This is a genomic window from Brotaphodocola sp. (assembly GCF_983179755.1).
The window spans coordinates 14,777-34,134 of record NZ_CFAHBC010000004.1; the positions used below are offsets into that span (position 1 = coordinate 14,777).

Below are 19,358 nucleotides of genomic sequence, written 5' to 3' on the forward strand. Positions count from 1 at the left end.
TATTTTATATTATATCATTTTGTGCATATTTCGTCTATTTCTATTCATAGACAGGCAGAACGCATTTCTGTAAAATATCCCTAGAAAACAAAATATTTTCAAGTTAGTCGGACCGTTTTCTCGTTTGACTTCAAACACAAGACAAACATCAGACACAACAAAAAAATATATATCAACGCATTGCCTATCAGGAGGGTTTATGAATGATTATTCCACGCTATTATGAAGATTTAAACGTCTTACATGACCACACCATGCCGATGAGAGCTTATTACATCCCGGCATCCAAACGGATGAATACTCTGGTTGAGCACCGGGGCGATTCCGATCGTTTTCAACTGTTAAACGGCACATGGAAATTCCAATATTACAAGAGCATCTATGAACTTCATGATCGCTTTTATCAGTCCGACTATGACACAAAAGAGTTTGATGAGATCATCGTTCCTAGCGTATGGCAGACAGCTGGATACGACTCAAACCAGTACACCAATATTCGCTATCCGTTTCCGTTTGATCCGCCCTACGTTCCTCAGGACATCCCCTGTGGCGCTTATGTCCGAACGTTTTTGTATCAGAAAGATGCGCTTGCAAAGAAAGCCTTTTTGAACTTTGAGGGTGTCGACAGCTGTTTCTACGTTTGGATCAACGGAATTTATGTCGGATACAGTCAGGTTTCCCATGCAACTGCCGAGTTCGATGTCACCGATCTTTTAAATGAGGGGGAAAATACCCTCGCAGTTCTCGTTCTAAAATGGTGTGACGGCTCTTATCTGGAGGATCAGGACAAGTTTCGCATGAGCGGAATTTTCCGCGATGTCTATCTCTTAAAACGCCCTGAGCATGCAATCTGGGACTATCACATCACAACTAAGATCCAGGAAAATCGTGCAACCATCCACCTCAATATGGAGTTCTATCATCCGGTTCTCACATCCATCCGCATAGAAGATCCGAATGGCACACTCCTCGCAGAAGAGACGGTCTCGGAGCCTAGACAAGTAAAGTTTGAGCTTGAAAATCCGATCCTCTGGAACACAGAGCACCCCTACCTCTACACGATCGTACTTCAGACGGAATATGAAACGATCATCGACGAACTTGCACTCCGCACAATCGAAATCCGCGACCGTGTACTTCTCTTTAACGGAGAAAAAATTAAATTTCGCGGAGTCAACCGTCACGACTCTGACCCGGTTACCGGATTCACCGTCGGTGTGGAACAGATCAAAAAAGACCTCACCTTGATGAAGCAACATAATTTTAATTCGATCCGTTCAAGTCACTATCCGAACGCCCCTTATTTTTATCAGATGTGTGACCGCTACGGCTTCCTGGTCATCGATGAGGCAGATTTAGAAGCGCATGGACCATTTATGTTGTACCGCAAAGAAGATACCGACTATAATCGTTTCAAACGCTGGAATGAGAAAATCGCCGATGACCCGGCATGGGCGCAGGCAATCCTTGACCGCGTTCAGCGAATGGTGGAGCGCGACAAGAACCGCTTCTGCATCATCATGTGGTCAATGGGAAACGAGAGTGCATACGGATGTAATTTCGAGAATGCGCTGAGATGGACGAAGGAGTTCGATCCTGATCGAATCACCCAGTATGAAAGCGCCCGCTACCGCAACTACGATGTAACTTACGACTACAAAAATCTGGATTTGTACAGCCGGATGTACCCTGCACTCACAGAAATTCAAGAATATCTCAAAAAAGATGGAAGCAAGCCGTTTCTTCTCGTCGAGTACTGTCATGCGATGGGAAACGGCCCTGGAGATCTCGAAGATTATTTCCAGATGATTCAAAGTGATGACCGGATGTGTGGCGGTTTTGTCTGGGAGTGGTGTGACCATGCCATTGCGCACGGCAGAGCGGAAAATGGAAAAATGCGATACGCCTACGGTGGAGATCACGGAGAAGAACTCCATGACGGAAACTTCTGCATGGATGGACTCGTCTACCCGAATCGCACCCCTCACACTGGAATTTTGGAGTACAAGAATGTCTACCGCCCTGCAAGAGTCGTATCCTACGATCCAGCAAGCGGAGAACTGATTTTACACAACTACATGGATTTTGATGATTTAAAAGACTATGTGGAGATTCTTTTTGAAGTGACAAGAGACGGATTGTCCATTCAGAGCGGACGACTCGCCCCGTTTTCCGTCCGACCACACGATCACGGAAAAATAGAATTAAAGATTGCGGTTCCAGAGACGGGAAAAATTTATCTCAAGCTCACCTATCTCCTGAAGAAGGAACTTCCTCTGATGAATCCCGGATATCCTCTCGGTTTTGATGAGATTCTCCTTGATAATGAGGACGGGCGAAACCAGAAAGCACTCAGCTGGATCAACCGAACCGCAGAGACCAATGAGATCGTTGTTCAGGAAACGGATCAAGCTGTTATCCTGAAAGCAAAAGATTTTACTTACACACTCGATAAACGAACTGGTCTTTTTTCCCAGCTTCTGTTTGCCGGAAGAGAGTATCTGAATCATCCCATGGAGCTCAACATCTGGAGAGCACCTACCGATAACGATATGTACCTCAAATCAGAATGGAAGAAAGCGCGCTTTGACAGGGCATATACCCGCGCTTATCAGGTGGAAATTCTTCAGAATATGTACGGAGTCTTCCTCATCGCCCACACCGCCATTGTCGCCAACTCGATCCAGAAAATCCTGAATGTCAACATTCTCTGGAAAATTGACGGCAATGGAAAGATCTGCGCCATCCTCACGGTGACCAAGGACACGGAATTTCCTGTTCTTCCCCGCTTTGGACTGCGGATGTTCTTAAACAAGAAATTGGAAAATGTCTCCTTCTTTGGGTTCGGACCGCAGGAAAGCTACCGAGATAAGCATCAGGGGGCAAGCCACGGCTTATACCACGCAAATGTGAAAGATCTGCATGAGGATTATATCCGTCCTCAGGAAAACGGAAGTCACTTCGACTGTGATTTTGTGGAATTATCCGCTTCCCAGTTTGGCATCACCGCTGTCTCAGAAGAGCCGTTCTCCTTCAATGCCTCCTGTTACACACAGGAAGAACTCGAAAAAACGGCTCACAATTATGAACTGACAGAATCCGACAGCCTTGTCTTCTGTCTTGATTACGCACAGAATGGAATCGGATCAAACAGCTGTGGACCGACTGTCTTAAAGGAATACCAGTTTGATGAATCCTCATTCCAGTTTCGATTTGAGCTGATCCCGTTTGTCAGGAGATCACTCTAAGAGCTTCAGAAAATCCTCCTCGGAGAGAATCGGAATGCCAAGTTCTTTTGCCTTTTTGTTTTTTGACGAGTTGGAGGTCACATCATTGTTGATCAGATACGTCGTCTTTGAGGTCACAGAGCCGGTCGCCTTTCCACCTCTCGCCTCAATCACACTCTGAAGCTCCTTCCGGTTCGCAAAATGTGTCACAGAGCCGGTGATTACAAACGTCATTCCCGCAAAAATCGCGGTCTCCGCACTTGTACTCTCCTGCTCAATCGTCAGCTCTGCAAGCAGATCGTCCACAAGTCGGTTATTCTTCTCAGACTCAAAATATGAGATCCATGCATCCGCAAGGACGGTTCCAATGCCATCGACCGCAGTCAGTTCTTCCTCGGATGCATGGCGCATCTTCTCAAAATCAAAGTCAAACTGACGGCAGAGCATCTTTGCATTTGCCAGACCGATCCCCGCGATTCCGAGACCATAGATCACGCGCGGAAGTGTCGTGTGGGATGCCAGCCGGATCGCGGTCGTCAGCTTCTCATACGACTTTTCTCCGAATCCCTCCATCTCCACGATCGTCTGGCGATGGCGGTCCAGATGAAAAATATCTGCGTAAGTGTGAATCAGTCCACTGCCGATGAATTTCTCGAGTGTCATCTCTGAAAGTCCATCAATATTCAGGGCATCTCTGCTGACGAGGAGAGAGAAACTCTTGATCTTTTTTGCCTGACAGTCCGGATTGGTACAGTAGAGAGATTTGACATCGTTCATCTGGCGAATCTCCGTCGCACCTCCACAGACCGGACAGATCTTCGGGATCTCCATCTTTCCACTTCGCGTCAGGTTCTCCGCGATCTGTGGAATGATCATATTTGCCTTGTAAACTGTAATCGTATCCCCAATTCCAAGCTGAAGTCCTTCCATGATGCTGAGGTTATGGACACTCGCACGGCTGACCGTCGTTCCCTCAAGCTCCACCGGTTCAAAGATTGCGACCGGATTGATCAGTCCCGTTCTCGATACACTCCACTCGATCTCAAGAAGGTGAGTCTCGCGAATCTCATCCTCCCACTTGAAAGCGATCGAGTTGCGCGGAAACTTCGCAGTCCGCCCCAGAGAATCTCCGTAAGCAATATCATCGAGCAGAAGCACAAGACCATCGGACGGAATGTCATAATCGGCAATCTTTTGAGAGAAATACTGAACATTCTCCGGAAGGCTCGCTCTCTTTACCATCCGGTACTCGACAACCTCAAAGCCCTGCGTTTTCAGCCACTCAAACTGCTCCCGTCTGGAATTGTGGAAATCCACTCCATCCGCGCGCACAAGCATAAAAGCCACAAAATTTACATTTCGCTGAGCCGTGATCTGGTTATTCAGCTGGCGCACCGATCCACTGCACAAATTGCGCGGATTCTTGTACTTTGCATCGACATCCTCAATCTCTTCATTGATTTGATAAAAATCCGAGTAACGGATCACTGCCTCTCCGCGGAGAATCAGCTGTCCCTTGTAGGCAATCCGAAGCGGAACATTTGCAAAGACGCGGGCATTGTTCGTGATGACCTCACCGATCTCTCCATTTCCACGGGTCACTGCCTTCACAAGCTCTCCTCCCTCATACGTCAGCACAATCGTGAGACCGTCGAGCTTCCAGGACAGAAGTGCCTCCTGATCTCCAAGCCATTCCTGAAGAACACGGACCTCCTTCGTCTTATCGAGGGAGAGCATCGGTGCCTCGTGCGCCTCCTTTGGAAGCTCACTGAGAATCTCATAACCGACTTTCTGAGTCGGACTTCCCGCCATCACCACGCCGGTCTCCGCTTCAAGTGCGAGAAGCTCATCGTAGAGCTTATCATACTCAAAATTGCTCATGATCTCCCGGCTCTCCTGATAGTAGGTCTTCGATGCCTCCGACAGTCTCGCCGTCAGCTCCTTCATTCGCAAAAGTTTTTCATCCTGATTCTGTCCCATATTCCGCTCCCGTCTTCTCCCTCTTCTCCGTTTTCACACAAAATATCTCAAACCGATTTCGCAACATTCGCAACACATTCCAGACCTCCGCTCTGCTCGAATGATGCTGACGATAAAGCAAGGATTCTGCCTACAAACCACCAATCACTCACGGATCTGCCCTACTCGGTCATCTCCTCGTCCTGCCCTTCGCGAAGTTCCCTTGCCTGCTCAAGTGCACGCTCAAGTTCTTCCATCTCCTTCGGCGTTGCACGGCGATAATCTCCTGTGTTTAATTTGCCCAGAAGGATGTTCATAATACGCACTCGCTTGAGTGTTACAACATGATAGCCAAGTTCCTCACACATCCGACGAATCTGGCGATTGAGTCCCTGTGTCAGAATAATCCGAAACGTCTTCGGTCCAACGGACTCCACCCGGCACGGTCTCGTCGTGACTCCAAGTTCCTTTAACTCCACGCCTTCGCGCATCTTCTTTAAAAAGGCTGAGTTAAACGGCTGATCCACCGTCACCAGATACTCTTTCTCATGCAGATTTCCCGCATGCATGATCTCATTGGCAAGCTCACCCTGATTTGTCAGAAGCAGAAGTCCCTCCGAATCCTTGTCCAGTCGTCCGACCGGATAGACACGGGATGGATAATGCACCAGCTCAATTACATTCGGCGCACGATCCTTGTCCGAAGTCGTGCACACAATCCCTCTCGGCTTGTTGACAACCAGAAGAACCGGCTTTGCCTTCTTTCCACCGGAAGCTCTTCCGACCGGTTTTCCATCACAGAAAATCTTCTCGTGACCGGTCACTTTCTCTCCGGTCTGCGCCTTGCGCCCGTCAATCGTAACCTTTCCTGCCTCAATCAGACGATCCGCCTCTCGTCTCGAACAGATTCCCTGCTCACTCAGATACTTATTTAAACGGATTTCTTCCATGTTTTTTCCCCATCATTCATCATTCGATTGTTTATCTCAAACACAGCTCATTTCACCTATTTGATAAACTTTGATAGACAATCTTAAATCTTATTTGATAAACATCGCATCGCCAAAGCTGAAGAAACGGTAGCGCTCCTTGATTGCCTCCTGGTAAGCATTGAGAATATTCTCTCTGCCTGCCAGTGCAGATACCAGCATCACCAGAGTGGACTCCGGAAGATGGAAGTTCGTGATCAGACAATCCAGAATCTTGAATTTGTATCCCGGGTAGATAAAAATCTCCGTCCAACCGCTTCCCGCTTTCAAAATACCATTCTCATCCGTCGCAGACTCGATTGTTCGACAGCTCGTCGTTCCAACACAGATCACGCGTCCGCCCTCTGCCTTCGTGTCATTGATCTTTTTTGCCTCAGATTCCTCCACCATGTAAAACTCGGAATGCATATGGTGATCGAGAATGTTGTCCACCTTTACCGGACGAAACGTTCCAAGACCAACATGAAGCGTGACATGTGCAATCTTGACTCCCATATCCTCGATCTGCTTTAACAACTCTTTCGTGAAATGAAGTCCTGCTGTCGGAGCCGCTGCTGATCCCTCATGAACCGCATAGACAGTCTGATAACGATTCTTGTCCTTGAGCTGATGGGTGATGTACGGCGGAAGAGGCATCTGACCGAGCTGATCAAGAATCTGCTCAAAAATTCCCTCGTAGGAAAACTGAATCAGACGGTTTCCCTCATCAACGACATCGAGAACCGTTCCCTTTAACAGACCATCTCCAAAGCTCAAAACAGCACCTGGACGGCACTTCTTTCCCGGCTTTACAAGCGTCTCCCAAATATCATTCTCTCTTCTCTTTAAGAGAAGAACCTCCACATGAGCACCCGTGTCCTCCTTCACGCCAAGCAGACGCGCCGGAATTACCTTCGTATCATTGATGACAAGACAATCACCCGGGTGAAGATACTCCACAATATCGCGGAAAACGCGGTGCTCCATCTCACCGGTCTCCTTGTTCAGAACCAGAAGCCGGGAGGAAGAACGATCCTCAAGCGGATCCTGAGCAATCAGCTCCTGCGGAAGATCAAAATTATAATCGGTTACATTCATTGCCTGTTTCATTTCCATTTCTCTCGTCACACTTTCCATTCATTCTTTATTTCTTAAATCTATCATTTCTTGACATTTCTAGTTCTTATTTCCAGTTTCTCTCGTTTTCTTGATTTATCGTTCCAATCAACGTTCTAAAAGACTCGGCGTATGATTCAAATTGACGCTCGCGGAGATTTGGATGCAACTTTACTGCGCAGAACCACTCTCTGCACTGCCCTCGCCGGATGCGCTGTCCGCACCGCTCGTCTCCGAAGAATTCGCAGCGGAATCTGTTGTGGTCGTTGCATCACCGGCAGAATCTCCCGTGGCATCTGCACCACTCTCGGAGGACTCTGTACTCTGATTATCCGACTCAACAACTACACTCTGCTGATTTTCACTGCCTTCGTAAACCGGAGATCCGTCTCTCAAGACACCATAAACGGTCTTAAGATCTTCATCTGACTCAATCGCATCCTTGAGCTTTGTATTGACACTCGATGCCAGACGGCGCACTCCCTCTGAATGATTCTCTGTATCCACAAACTTCTGCATCTCATCTGAGATCGCATCATCTTTCAGAATGTGGTAATTCCCCTCAGAATCCTTCTGGACACAACACCACATGATCATCGGAGCAGTCGTCTTCACGGAATTGAAACGGATATCTGCCACGGCATACACCAGCCAGGTGTCGCTCTCCGGTCCATCCGCCACATAGGTCGTCACATTTTCAAATCCCTGCACATACTTGGAATTACTGCGCAGTTTAGATGCCTCTTTCTGAAGTTGCCATTCTTCCTTTTCACTGCCACCATAGACCTGATTCAGTGCGGAAGCATCCGCATTCGCACGCGCCTGAAAATATGACTTCATCAGGCTGAGAATCTCCGGAACGGAATCTTTTTTCAGATCCTCGGTTTCAAAATTCTGCGCCTCGGTCTCACCGTCTTCCCCCTCAGCCGCGCTCTCCTGATCGTCTGCACTCTCTCCTTCATCTGCTGTGGATTCTCCATCGCCATCAGAATCCTCTGCCTGATCGTCCGTGCCTGCTCCGTCTTCCACGCTCTCCACCGCAGTTTCCGACTGTGCAGAGGCCGGCTCTGCCTGTTTTTTGTCTGAAAGCACGATAAACATAATCAGCACAATCACTGCAAGCGGAATCAATACCACCGGCAACATCTTTTTCTGATCTTTGCTCAGCTCAAAACCGCTTTTTTTCTTATCATTAAGTCCCATATTAAATGTCATTCCCTCCAGTCTGTCTCAGATTCCGGACAATAAAATTTTGGATGCCCGATTTTTATCCCGACAATCCGCATCTTATCATAGCAAAATGCGTTTCAAAAAGCAAGAAAAAGAGCCCTATTCTCGGCACACCGGCTCTCAATAGGGCTCTTCAGCAAAAAGAAAATGCGTCTGATAGGAATCGAACCTACGCACGCGGCTCCGGAGGCCACTGCTCTATCCACTGAGCTACAGACGCATCTCCTTTATCATACACGAATTGTTCCTATTTTGCAAGTATTTTTTAAATTTTTCAGAATTTCAAAGAACCCGCTGGTTACGGCACCATACAAAACAAAGCATTACATTCCGACGTTTAACGTTTAGCGCAGGCTCTCCGCAATCTCCAAAACCTCTTCTAATTTATGCATTCTCCATCCCGCCAGGGACTGATCAAAGCCAAAACGCTCATCGATCAGAGCCGTCACCGGCATACCGGCGCGATAGGCAGCCGTGACTCCAAATGTCGAGTCCTCGACCGCAAGACACTCTTTCTCAGAGAGTCCAAGCTGTTCTGCCGTATAGTGATAGATCTCCGGGTCCGGCTTGCTCCGCTTAAACTGAGCACCGCTGACAACAACCTCAAAGTAATCGCGAATCCCATTCTCCTCAAGCACCCGCAAAATCAATTCCTTGCGCGTACTCGATGCAAGCGCAAGGCGAAACCCCATCTGCTGAAGAGATCGCAGGATTCCCGGGATCTCCGGACGGAAGATCTCACGGTAATCCATCTCAGGGAAATTCGTTCTGCTTGCATAACACTCATCTCGAACTTCCTGCCACGTCTTGTCACTCTTGATTGCCTTCACCATACACTGCCATGCATCTTCTCTCGAAGATCCCACCATGCCGAGAAGATCTTCCATCTTCACATCTGGATTCTTTTTCTTGGCAAACTCCAGATCCCTTTTGAGATACTCGATCTCGCTGTCAATGATGACTCCATCCATATCAAAAATCACTGCCTTCAGCATCTTAGCCTCCTCCTGTATCTATCTAAATATTTCGTAACGGTTCAGTACCTTCACCGTCACGAGCAAAAATCCATTGAAAATTGTCTTCGGCAATGGGATTTTTATTTTTTATTTGATCCTTCTTAATCATTTGCCAGATATTTCTTCACATACTGTCCGGTATAAGAATCTGGATTCTCTGCAACCTCCTCCGGAGTTCCCTGGGCGATCACCGTACCTCCGCGATCTCCGCCCTCCGGACCGATATCGATCAGATAATCGGCACACTTGATCACATCGAGATTATGCTCAATGACAACAACCGTATTGCCACCATCCGAGAGTCTTCGCAGAATCTCGACGAGCTTGTGAACATCTGCAAAGTGAAGTCCTGTTGTCGGCTCATCCAGAATGTAGATCGTCTTTCCGGTTCCTCTTCGGCTCAGTTCTGTCGCCAGCTTGATTCGCTGTGCCTCTCCGCCTGAGAGCTGGGTCGACGGCTGTCCCAAACGGATGTAGGAAAGTCCAACATCATTGAGCGTCGCAATTTTGCGGTAAATCGACGGCACATTCTCGAAGAACTTCATCGCTTCCTCAACCGTCATGTTCAGCACATCGTAAATGCTCTTTCCCTTGTACTTCACATCAAGTGTCTCTCGATTGTAACGCTTTCCTCCGCAAACCTCGCACGGAACATAGACATCGGGAAGAAAATGCATCTCAATCTTGATGATTCCATCTCCGCTACATGCCTCGCATCGTCCACCCTTGACGTTGAAACTGAATCGTCCCTTATTGTATCCCTTCGCCTTCGCATCCGGGGTCGAGGCAAACAGATCGCGGATCATATCAAACACACCGGTGTATGTCGCCGGATTCGACCGCGGAGTTCTCCCGATCGGGGACTGATCGATATCGATCACCTTATCCAACTGCTCAATGCCTTCAATCTTCCTAAACTTGCCCGGAATCGTCCGCGCGCGATTCAGCTTACGCGCCAGCGCCTTGTAAAGAATCTCATTGACAAGAGAGCTCTTTCCTGATCCGGAAACTCCGGTCACACAGGTCATCACGCCAAGCGGAAAACTTACATCGATATTTTTTAAGTTATTCTCGCTCGCCCCGCGCACGGTCAGAAATCCTGTCGGCTTTCTGCGCTCTGACGGAACCGGAATCCGGATTCGGCCACTCAGATAGGCACCGGTCACCGACCGCTCACACTTCATGATCTCCTCCGCCGTGCCGACCGCGACAACCTCTCCGCCATGCTCTCCGGCTCCCGGACCGATATCGACGATGCAGTCTGCCTGTCTCATCGTATCCTCGTCATGCTCGACAACGAGAACCGAGTTGCCAAGATCACGCAGACGGATCAGCGTCGCAAGCAGCTTGTCATTATCTCTCTGGTGAAGTCCAATACTCGGCTCATCGAGAATATACGCCACCCCGACAAGACCCGATCCGATCTGAGTCGCAAGACGGATTCTCTGCGCCTCTCCTCCTGACAGAGTTCCAGTTGCACGCGACAGGGAAAGGTACTCCAGTCCGACATTCAACAGGAAATCCAGACGCGCCTTGATCTCCTTTAAAATCTGTGCTCCGATCGATTCCTGCATCGGAGTCAGAGTCAATGTCTCAAGGAAATCCCGGTATTTCGCAATCGACATTTCCGTTGCCTCGTAGATGTTGATGCCACCGACGGTCACTGCAAGCGAGCTCGCCTTCAGACGCTGTCCCTTACAGAGCTTACACGGAGTGATTCTCATAAATGTCTCATACTCCGCCTTTGAAGTCTCTGAAAACGTCTCGCGGTACCGCCTCTCCACATTCCTGATCAGTCCCTCAAACGCAATTGGATAGACACCCTCTCCTCGCTGTCCCTTGTAATGAACCTTGACCTCATGACCATTCGTTCCGTGAATCAGAATATCGTGGACCTCCTTCGGATAGTCCTCAAACGGGGTTTCGAGATCAAAATGATACTCACTTGCCAGCGCCTCGAGAATCGCATGAGTGAAGCTGCCCTTCTCCGAGCAGGACTGCCAGCCCATGACCGTGATTGCCCCCTGGGAGATGCTCAGAGACTTATCCGGAATCATCAGCTCCTCATCAAACTCCATCTTATATCCGAGACCAAAGCAGTCCGGGCATGCTCCGAACGGATTATTGAACGAGAAACTGCGAGGTTCTACCTCCTCAATGCTAATTCCACAGTCCGGACACGCAAAGCTCGTGCTGAACTGAATCGGCTCTCCTCCGATCACATCGACTGTCATCAATCCATCTGAAAGTCCCATCACCGTCTCAATCGAGTCTGCCAGACGCTTCTCAATGCCCTCTTTCACAACGAGACGATCGACGACAATCTCAATCGTATGCTTGATGTTCTTCTCCAAGTGAATCTCCTCGGACAGATCATAGAGACTGCCATCAATCCGCACTCTCACATAACCGCCCTTGCGCGCCTGATCGAGCAGTTTAACGTGCTCGCCCTTTCGTCCACGGACAACCGGGGCGAGAAGCTGGAGCTTCGTCCGCTCCGGCAGTGCCATAATCTGATCGACCATCTGATCGATTGTCTGACGCCGGATCTCCCTTCCACACTTCGGGCAATGCGGGATACCGATTCGCGCATACAGAAGACGCATATAATCGTAGATCTCCGTGACCGTTCCGACTGTCGATCTCGGGTTGCGGTTCGTCGACTTCTGATCAATTGAGATCGCCGGGGAAAGTCCCTCAATGCTCTCGACATCCGGCTTCTCCATCTGTCCAAGGAACTGGCGTGCGTAAGACGACAGAGATTCCATATAACGTCGCTGTCCCTCCGCATAGATCGTATCAAATGCCAGAGACGACTTTCCCGATCCGCTCAGTCCTGTGAGAACCACAAGCTCATTTCTCGGAATGTCGAGAGAAATGTTTTTTAAATTGTGCTCATTCGCACCTCGTATCTTGATATATTGTTTTGCCATCGCTCAAAGACCTTTCTGTTGTGCAAGTCACCACGGTTCTTTCTGTAAAATCGGACGCTCATCGCGCCCCGGTCGCTTTTTCTTTTGCGCCTATACAATTAAGAACACTAAGCTCGAAATTCCTTGCTAAGTGTTCTTAATTATATCACATTCCTGTGTGTTTTGCAAACATTTGTTCGATTGATCTTCTGTCAAAAACTTCTGCAACGTTCCTGTTCATGTATTCAAGTCAACGCTTACAAAGACCTGAATACATGAACCATAATAATTTTATTCTTCGTCGCTGGTTTTCTCGCTCTCTGCGACCGTCTTCGGCTCTACAAATTCATTTTCTGCACTCTCTGCATCTTTAGAATCTACATCTGCATTTGCAGTTTCCATAACAGTTGGTGTTTCTGCCTTTTCTTCTATCTCGCCAGATTTCTCATCCGTCTCTGCACCCTTCTGTCCCTCATTCAGCATCTCCATAAACTCCTCACCGGTGATGCTCTCGCGCTCGAGCAGATAGCCCGCAATCTCATTCAACTTCCCTGCATGCTCTTTGAGAATGCCCATTGCCTTCTCATACTGCTCTTTCACAATACGAATGACTTCCTCATCAATCAGGCGGGAAGTCTCCGGGGAACATGCAAGTGTTGTGTCCCCGCCGAGATACTGGTTCGTCAGTGTTTCAAGCGCAACCATTCCAAACTGACTGCTCATTCCGTAACGGGTAACCATCGCACGCGCCATTCTCGTCGCCTGTTCAATATCGTTGGAAGCGCCCGTCGTGATCGAATGGAACATGAATTCCTCCGCCGCACGACCACCGGTCAGAGTCGCAATCTTGTTCAGAGCCTCCTCCTTACTCATAAGGAAACGCTCTCCGTCCTCCACCTGCATCGTGTAACCGAGGGCACCGGAAGTTCTCGGAACAATCGTGATCTTGTGAACCGGGGCACTCTCACTCTGGCACGCTGCGACAAGCGCATGACCAACCTCGTGGTAAGCGACGATCCGCTTCTCTTTCTCGGAGACGCTCGCATCCTTGCGCTGGTAACCGGCAATGACAACCTCCACGCTCTCCTCAAGATCTGCCTGGCTTACAATTCTGCGTCCCTGACGGACAGCGCGCAGAGCACCTTCATTGATAATATTTGCGAGATCTGCACCGCTCGCTCCGACCGTTGCGCGTCCGATCGCCTCAAAATCAACGTCATCGGAAATCTTGACTTTCTTCGCATGAACTTTCAGAATCGCCACACGACCCTTTAAATCAGGAAGTTCCACCGGAACTCTTCGGTCAAAACGCCCCGGTCTCAAAAGTGCCTTATCGAGAGAATCCGGACGGTTCGTCGCCGCGAGAATCACAACACCCTTGCGTCCGTCAAATCCATCCATCTCCGCGAGCAACTGGTTCAACGTCTGCTCTCTCTCGTCATTTCCCGAAAATCCACCGCCGTCACGCTTCTTTCCGATCGTATCGATCTCATCGATGAAGACGATACACGGCGCTTTCTCATTCGCCTGCTTAAACAAATCGCGAACCTTCGCCGCACCCATGCCGACGAACATCTCGACAAACTCCGATCCGGAAATCGAGAAGAACGGGACATGCGCCTCACCCGCGACAGCACGCGCAAGAAGGGTCTTACCGGTTCCAGGAGGGCCGACAAGCAGAACACCCTTCGGCAAAGTTGCACCGATATCGGTGTATTTCTTCGGATTGTGCAGGAAATCCACAATCTCCCTCAGTGCATCCTTCGCCTCTTCCTGACCAGCAACATCCGCAAAATTCGTGTGAATGTCTGCCTCCGCATAGATCTTTGCATTCGACTTTCCAAATGTCATCACACCGCCCATGCCATCGCCCATCCGCTTCGTCATCATCCGACTCAGCAGTTGTCCGAGCACAACGAACATGATAATCGGAAGTACCCAGTTAAAAATAAAACTCTGAAGTGGAGATGCCTTTGTCGGAATATCCTCCGCAAAATCGACCCCACTGTCGAGGAGCTGTTGCGTCAAATCATCATACTGCCAGTCACCTGTCTTGTAGATCGCTCCCTCTTTCTCTCCATTCGAGGGCTTCGCCTGAAACGTGATCTGACCGTCTCCCCGCGCAACTTTTGCGACCTCCCCATCATTGACCATCTGTAAAAATTGATTAAATGGAACTTCCGTCACTTTCCGCTCCACCATCATTGGAACTACGAGGGCATTGAGCAAAAGTGTAATCAGAAGAACGATTCCATAATAATAAAGCAGTTTCTTTGACGGAGTCTGCCCTGGACCATCATTCTTTACACCCATAGATTTTTCTCCTTCTGTTTGTTTCCTTATCCTTTGTCTTCCATGCCAGCAAATTTTGTCACTGAATTCTGTCACCAAATTTTTTTGACATAATCTTTTTGACACATTTCAGGCAAAAGTGTCAGAAATGTTTTCCTGTTTAGTATACAACAAGAGCGAGGGATTTTAAACCCTCGCCCCGCTTAAAAATTTATAAACTTTCTTTTAAAAATCTGTCACCCTCCAGTAAATGATCTCAGTCTCAGCCAAGATCTGGAACAACCGGAACCGCATCTTTCGGAATCGGGCTGACAAAGCCCTCTGCCGTCCGCTTCTCAAACTCCCTGCGCGCCTCGCTCAAAAGCTCCGGATCGGTAAACAGATCAATCGCCGTGCCTGCAAGCACTTTTCCTGCACAAAGCACTGCCTTGTGACCGATCTCGGTGCAATCACAGGAGACATTCTGCCAGCTGTGACCCGGACAACCGTTCGGCCAGGATGCAACATGGATCTGTGCCGTCGGCGTCAGCCAGCTCACATCCCCGACATCCGTCGACCCCGCCTTAAATGCTTCACCCTGATAGAGCGGAGCAAGAAACGCATTCATTGCATGACCAACCTGAGCCCGTTTCTCAATCACTTCTTCTCTCAGCGCAGGGTCATTTTCCGCTGCAACCCCCGGAACGTAATCATTTCCGACATAGGTCTTTGCGAGCTCGTCCGCAAACGCATTCTCCTCCTCAGTGTAGGTCGGAACTCCGATCTCCGAGAAGTTTTTGTACAACACACGCTCAAGAGCGAAATTGCTGACAGTATCGGACAGACCGTCAATGAACTTGCGCTCAATCGTCGTGTCCGTCATCAGAGCTGCGCCCTCGGCAATCCGATCAACACGCTTCTGAAGCTCTATCGCCTCAGAGACATGATTCGAGCGAACCATGTAGAGCACACTTGCTCTCGGCTGTACAACGTTCGGACTGCATCCGCCGGCATCCGTAATCGCATAATGTATGCGCGCCTTATCGCTCATATGCTCGCGAAGGAACTGCACGCCAATATTCATCAGCTCCACTGCATCGAGCGCACTGCGTCCGCGCTCCGGCGCTCCTGCCGCATGGGAAGCGATTCCGGTAAACTTGTACTGTACCTGAATGCAGGAGTTCGACGAGCCGGTTGCGACCTCATTGACATCCTCCGGATGCCAGGTCAGCGCTGCATCAAGGTCTTTCCAGACTCCATCTCTCGCCATAAATGCCTTCGCAGCTCCGCCTTCCTCGCCCGGACAGCCGTAGAGAACGACGGTTCCCGGAGTCTTTGTCTTTTCGAGATATGCTTTTACCGCAAGCGTTGCCGCAAAAGCACCGGCTCCGAGAAGATTGTGTCCACAGCCATGACCGGTTCCACCTGCAACGCGCTCTTTCCGCTCCGTGCTTCCAGCAACCTGAGAAAGTCCGGAAAGAGCATCATACTCTGCAAGAATTCCGATCAGAGGACGTCCGCTTCCGTAGCTTGCCGAAAATGCTGTCTCAATTCCGCTGATGCCTTTCTCCACATGAAATCCCTCTTTTTCAAGAGTCTCACAGTAGAGATTGGCAGACCGGAACTCCTTCAAGGACAACTCTGCATACTCCCAGATCTGGTCTGAGACCCCGATGATCTCCTCCCGTTTCTCCTCAATCACGGCAAGCGCCGTCTTCTTTTCTTCTGTCATCTCTTAAAACGCTTCCTTTCTCTGTCATAATATTCCCTTTGCACCTTGAGCTTGCACTCTCCCCGCAGACACAAATGCGCACCCTGACTTCAACTCTTCAAATCTTACAGAACTTTCGCAAAGAAATCCTGAAGTCTCACATGCTTCGGATGCTCAAAAATCTCCTCCGGAGTACCCTGCTCGAGAAGTTTTCCGTCCGCCATAAAGAGCACACGGTTTCCGACCTCACGGGCAAATCCCATCTCATGAGTTACGACAACCATCGTCATCCCTTCATTTGCAAGCTCTTTCATGACATCGAGAACCTCTCCGACCATCTCCGGATCAAGGGCAGAAGTCGGCTCATCAAACAGCATCACCTCCGGCTCCATCGCCAGCGCACGCACGATTGCAACTCGCTGTTTCTGTCCACCGGAAAGCTGGATCGGGTAAGCACCTGCACGATCTTTGAGTCCGACGCGGTCGAGAAGCGCCAGCGCCTTCTTCTCCGCCTCCTCTTTGCTCATTCCGCGCACTTTCATCGGTGCAAGCACCATATTTTCGAGAATTGTCATATGCGGAAAAAGGTTAAAGTGCTGGAACACCATTCCCATTTTCTGGCGAAGATGGTCGATATCGAGTTTGACCGTCTTTCCGTTCTCATCCTCGTATTTCTTCTTCGTGATATCGATTCCGTCAAAGATGATCTCGCCTCCGGTCGGCTCCTCGAGCAGGTTCAGACTGCGCAGAAACGTAGACTTTCCTGATCCGGACGGTCCGATCACAACCATCACATCGCCCTTGTTGATGTCCACGCTCACATCGTCAAGCGCCTTGATCACTCCATGATTATAATGCTTTTTCAGATTTTTTACCTGAATCAAACTATCTCTTGTCGCCACGGCTCATTCTCCTTTCAAAATATGCAATCAGCTTGGAAGTCGGGAAGCACAGGCAGAAGTAGATCGCCGTTGCCACGAGCAGAGGCTCTACGATGACGAACGTCGCACCCTTGACTGCGTTTACCGCAGACATGATATCCTGAACACCGATGGTGTAGGTAATCGCAGACTCCTTGATGATTACGACAAACTCATTTGCAATCGCCGGCAGAATGTTCTTCAATGCCTGTGGCAGGATGATGTAGCGCAGGTTCTGAACCTGAGACAGACCCAGAGAACGTGCCGCCTCCGTCTGTCCGCCATCAATCGACTGGATACCTGCACGGATGATCTCACACAGGTAAGCACCGGAGTTCATTCCGAGAGCTACAACACCCGGGAAGAAACGGCTGAACTTGATGAAACCGAACATCTCAAAGCCCGGAAGTTTCACCATGCCGAAGACTCCATAGTAAATAATAAAGATCTGTACAAGAACCGGAGTCGAACGAAGAATCTCGACATATGCCGTTGCAAGGAAGGACAGCGGATTAAACCGGCTTAAAAGCAGGAGAAATCCTTCTTCTCTCATATGACCATCCTTATCCAATCCGAGGGAGCGGAACGGACACACGTTTGACATTCTCATCAGCGCCAAAACGAGGGCGATACAGAAACCAATCAATACGGTGAAGACCGATAACAGAACTGTTACCAGAATTCCCTGAATAAACAGCTGTGTGTAAGGCGCAATTTTTGCAAAATTTTCTGCCTGAATAAACATAAGGTACTCCTTTCTGATTTTGTCTTACTCTGAGTGTTTTCGGTCAGAGTATGTTTGAAAAATGCATTAGGGATATTTTCGCCTGAATGGATTTTTCAAGCACGCTCTATCCCGGCGGGATTTCAAAGGATCTCTCTGATCCCTTTTCAATAACTTGAATAACATCGTTTTGTACAAAAACCGCCAACCTCCCCCAAAAAGAGAGGAAGGTTGGCGAATTTCTGATTTTACATCCGGATTTTGTCCAGATTTCCAGATTTTCTGAAGAATCCTAAAAAGCCGAAAAGCTCTCCGTTCGATTGCTTACTGCTGAACGTTTCCCTCAGAATCCAGAAGACCCTCGTAGGTGTTTCCAGAAGCCTGCTCGTTTGCATCAGCGATAAACTTCTCCATAGAACCATCCTCGATTGCCTGTGCAATTGCCTCATTGACACCTGCCATAAGAGACTCATTTCCCTTGCTGACACCGATTGCAGATCCCTTGCTCTCGTAAGGAACATCCATAACGATCTCAAGCTCCGGATAGTTCTGCTGATAGCTCTTTGCTACATCGGTCTCAATGTAAGCGGCATCCAGCTTGCCTGCCAGAAGCTCAGAGATGATATCGGTTACCTTCGGAAGGGAAACAATATCTGCATCCGGGCTGTTCGTGTTTGCCAGATCCAGCTGAATGGAACCGGTCTGTGCACCTACGGAAACATCAGACTTGTTGATTGCCTCAAAGCTGTTGAACTTATCTGCATTGTCCTTTACCGTCACGAGAGACTGTCCGCCGGTATAGTAGATGTCGGAGAAGTCCATGATACCCTCACGCTTCGGGTCCGGAGACAGACCTGCCATACCCAGATCTACGGATTTCGTCTGAAGCTCACTTAAAACGCCGTCGAAGTCAACGGTAACGACCTCAAGTTTCAGACCAAGGTAATCTGCGATGTACTGAGCTAAAGACATATCAAAACCTGCCAGCTGAGGCTTTCCGTCCTCACCGATTGCGTAGAACTCATACGGTGCGAAGTCCGGGCTGGTTGCTACGGTCAGAGTGCCCTCCGTAACCGTCTCGATGTCTGCGGTATCTGCCTTGCTCTCCTCTGCGGAAGACTCCTCTGCTTTGGACTCGCCCTCTGCGGTGGTGGTCTCTTCCTTAGCAGTCTCAGCTACGGTAGTCTCCTTTTCACTGCTTCCGCCACATGCAGTTAAAGAAACTGCCATGCATGCTGCCATGCCTAATGCCAGAAATCTCTTTTTCATAATGTTTTTCCTCCTCATTTTGCATATATGCATTT

At 49.1% G+C, this 19,358-nt stretch carries 12 protein-coding genes and 1 tRNA gene; 1 reads left to right on the forward strand and 12 read right to left on the reverse strand.

Annotated elements, in window-relative coordinates:
- Nucleotides 1-203 precede the first annotated feature (203 nt).
- Nucleotides 204-3,248, forward strand: coding sequence for a glycoside hydrolase family 2 TIM barrel-domain containing protein (locus AC4EVX_RS02765; protein WP_177978886.1), 3,045 nt, complete (start codon nt 204-206; stop codon nt 3,246-3,248).
- Here AC4EVX_RS02765 and ligA read toward each other — a convergent pair.
- From ligA to AC4EVX_RS02825, 12 genes are all read right to left on the reverse strand, one after another.
- On the reverse strand, nt 3,240-5,207 hold the full coding sequence (ligA, locus tag AC4EVX_RS02770) for an NAD-dependent DNA ligase LigA (RefSeq protein ID WP_490159524.1): 1,968 nt from the start codon (nt 5,205-5,207) through the stop codon (nt 3,240-3,242). The two genes, AC4EVX_RS02765 and ligA, sit on opposite strands and share 9 nt — an antisense overlap.
- Before the next feature lie 161 nt (nt 5,208-5,368).
- The gene (locus AC4EVX_RS02775; protein WP_177978888.1) at nt 5,369-6,136 is read right to left on the reverse strand and encodes a pseudouridine synthase; all 768 of its coding nucleotides are present in this window, start codon (nt 6,134-6,136) and stop codon (nt 5,369-5,371) included.
- A 90-nt stretch (nt 6,137-6,226) separates the two neighbouring features.
- Nucleotides 6,227-7,252 (reverse strand): tRNA preQ1(34) S-adenosylmethionine ribosyltransferase-isomerase QueA, encoded by a 1,026-nt coding sequence (gene queA, locus AC4EVX_RS02780; protein ID WP_177978898.1) that lies wholly within the window; start codon nt 7,250-7,252, stop codon nt 6,227-6,229.
- 189 nt (nt 7,253-7,441) lie between these two features.
- Nucleotides 7,442-8,473 carry a hypothetical protein gene (locus tag AC4EVX_RS02785; RefSeq protein ID WP_177978890.1) on the reverse strand — a complete coding sequence of 344 codons (1,032 nt, stop codon included), beginning with the start codon at nt 8,471-8,473 and terminating at the stop codon, nt 7,442-7,444.
- 175 nt (nt 8,474-8,648) lie between these two features.
- A tRNA-Arg gene (locus AC4EVX_RS02790) sits at nt 8,649-8,720 on the reverse strand.
- A gap of 124 nt (nt 8,721-8,844) precedes the next feature.
- Nucleotides 8,845-9,495 (reverse strand): HAD family hydrolase, encoded by a 651-nt coding sequence (locus AC4EVX_RS02795; RefSeq protein ID WP_177978892.1) that lies wholly within the window; start codon nt 9,493-9,495, stop codon nt 8,845-8,847.
- Nucleotides 9,496-9,617: 122 nt separating this feature from the next.
- Nucleotides 9,618-12,449 carry an excinuclease ABC subunit UvrA gene (uvrA, locus tag AC4EVX_RS02800; protein WP_490159525.1) on the reverse strand — a complete coding sequence of 944 codons (2,832 nt, stop codon included), beginning with the start codon at nt 12,447-12,449 and terminating at the stop codon, nt 9,618-9,620.
- Nucleotides 12,450-12,719: 270 nt separating this feature from the next.
- Complete coding sequence (ftsH, locus tag AC4EVX_RS02805; RefSeq protein ID WP_490159526.1) at nt 12,720-14,741, reverse strand: ATP-dependent zinc metalloprotease FtsH; 2,022 nt, start codon at nt 14,739-14,741, stop codon at nt 12,720-12,722.
- Nucleotides 14,742-14,982: 241 nt separating this feature from the next.
- Nucleotides 14,983-16,431 (reverse strand): amidohydrolase, encoded by a 1,449-nt coding sequence (locus tag AC4EVX_RS02810; protein WP_177977156.1) that lies wholly within the window; start codon nt 16,429-16,431, stop codon nt 14,983-14,985.
- A gap of 104 nt (nt 16,432-16,535) precedes the next feature.
- Nucleotides 16,536-17,312, reverse strand: coding sequence for an amino acid ABC transporter ATP-binding protein (locus tag AC4EVX_RS02815; protein WP_308450482.1), 777 nt, complete (start codon nt 17,310-17,312; stop codon nt 16,536-16,538).
- Nucleotides 17,296-18,075, reverse strand: coding sequence for an ABC transporter permease subunit (locus AC4EVX_RS02820; RefSeq protein WP_177977157.1), 780 nt, complete (start codon nt 18,073-18,075; stop codon nt 17,296-17,298). Before AC4EVX_RS02820 ends, AC4EVX_RS02815 begins: the two co-directional genes overlap by 17 nt.
- A 303-nt stretch (nt 18,076-18,378) precedes the next feature.
- Nucleotides 18,379-19,323, reverse strand: a complete 945-nt coding sequence (locus tag AC4EVX_RS02825) for a transporter substrate-binding domain-containing protein (RefSeq protein WP_177977158.1) — start codon at nt 19,321-19,323, stop codon at nt 18,379-18,381.
- Nucleotides 19,324-19,358: the final 35 nt, after the last annotated feature.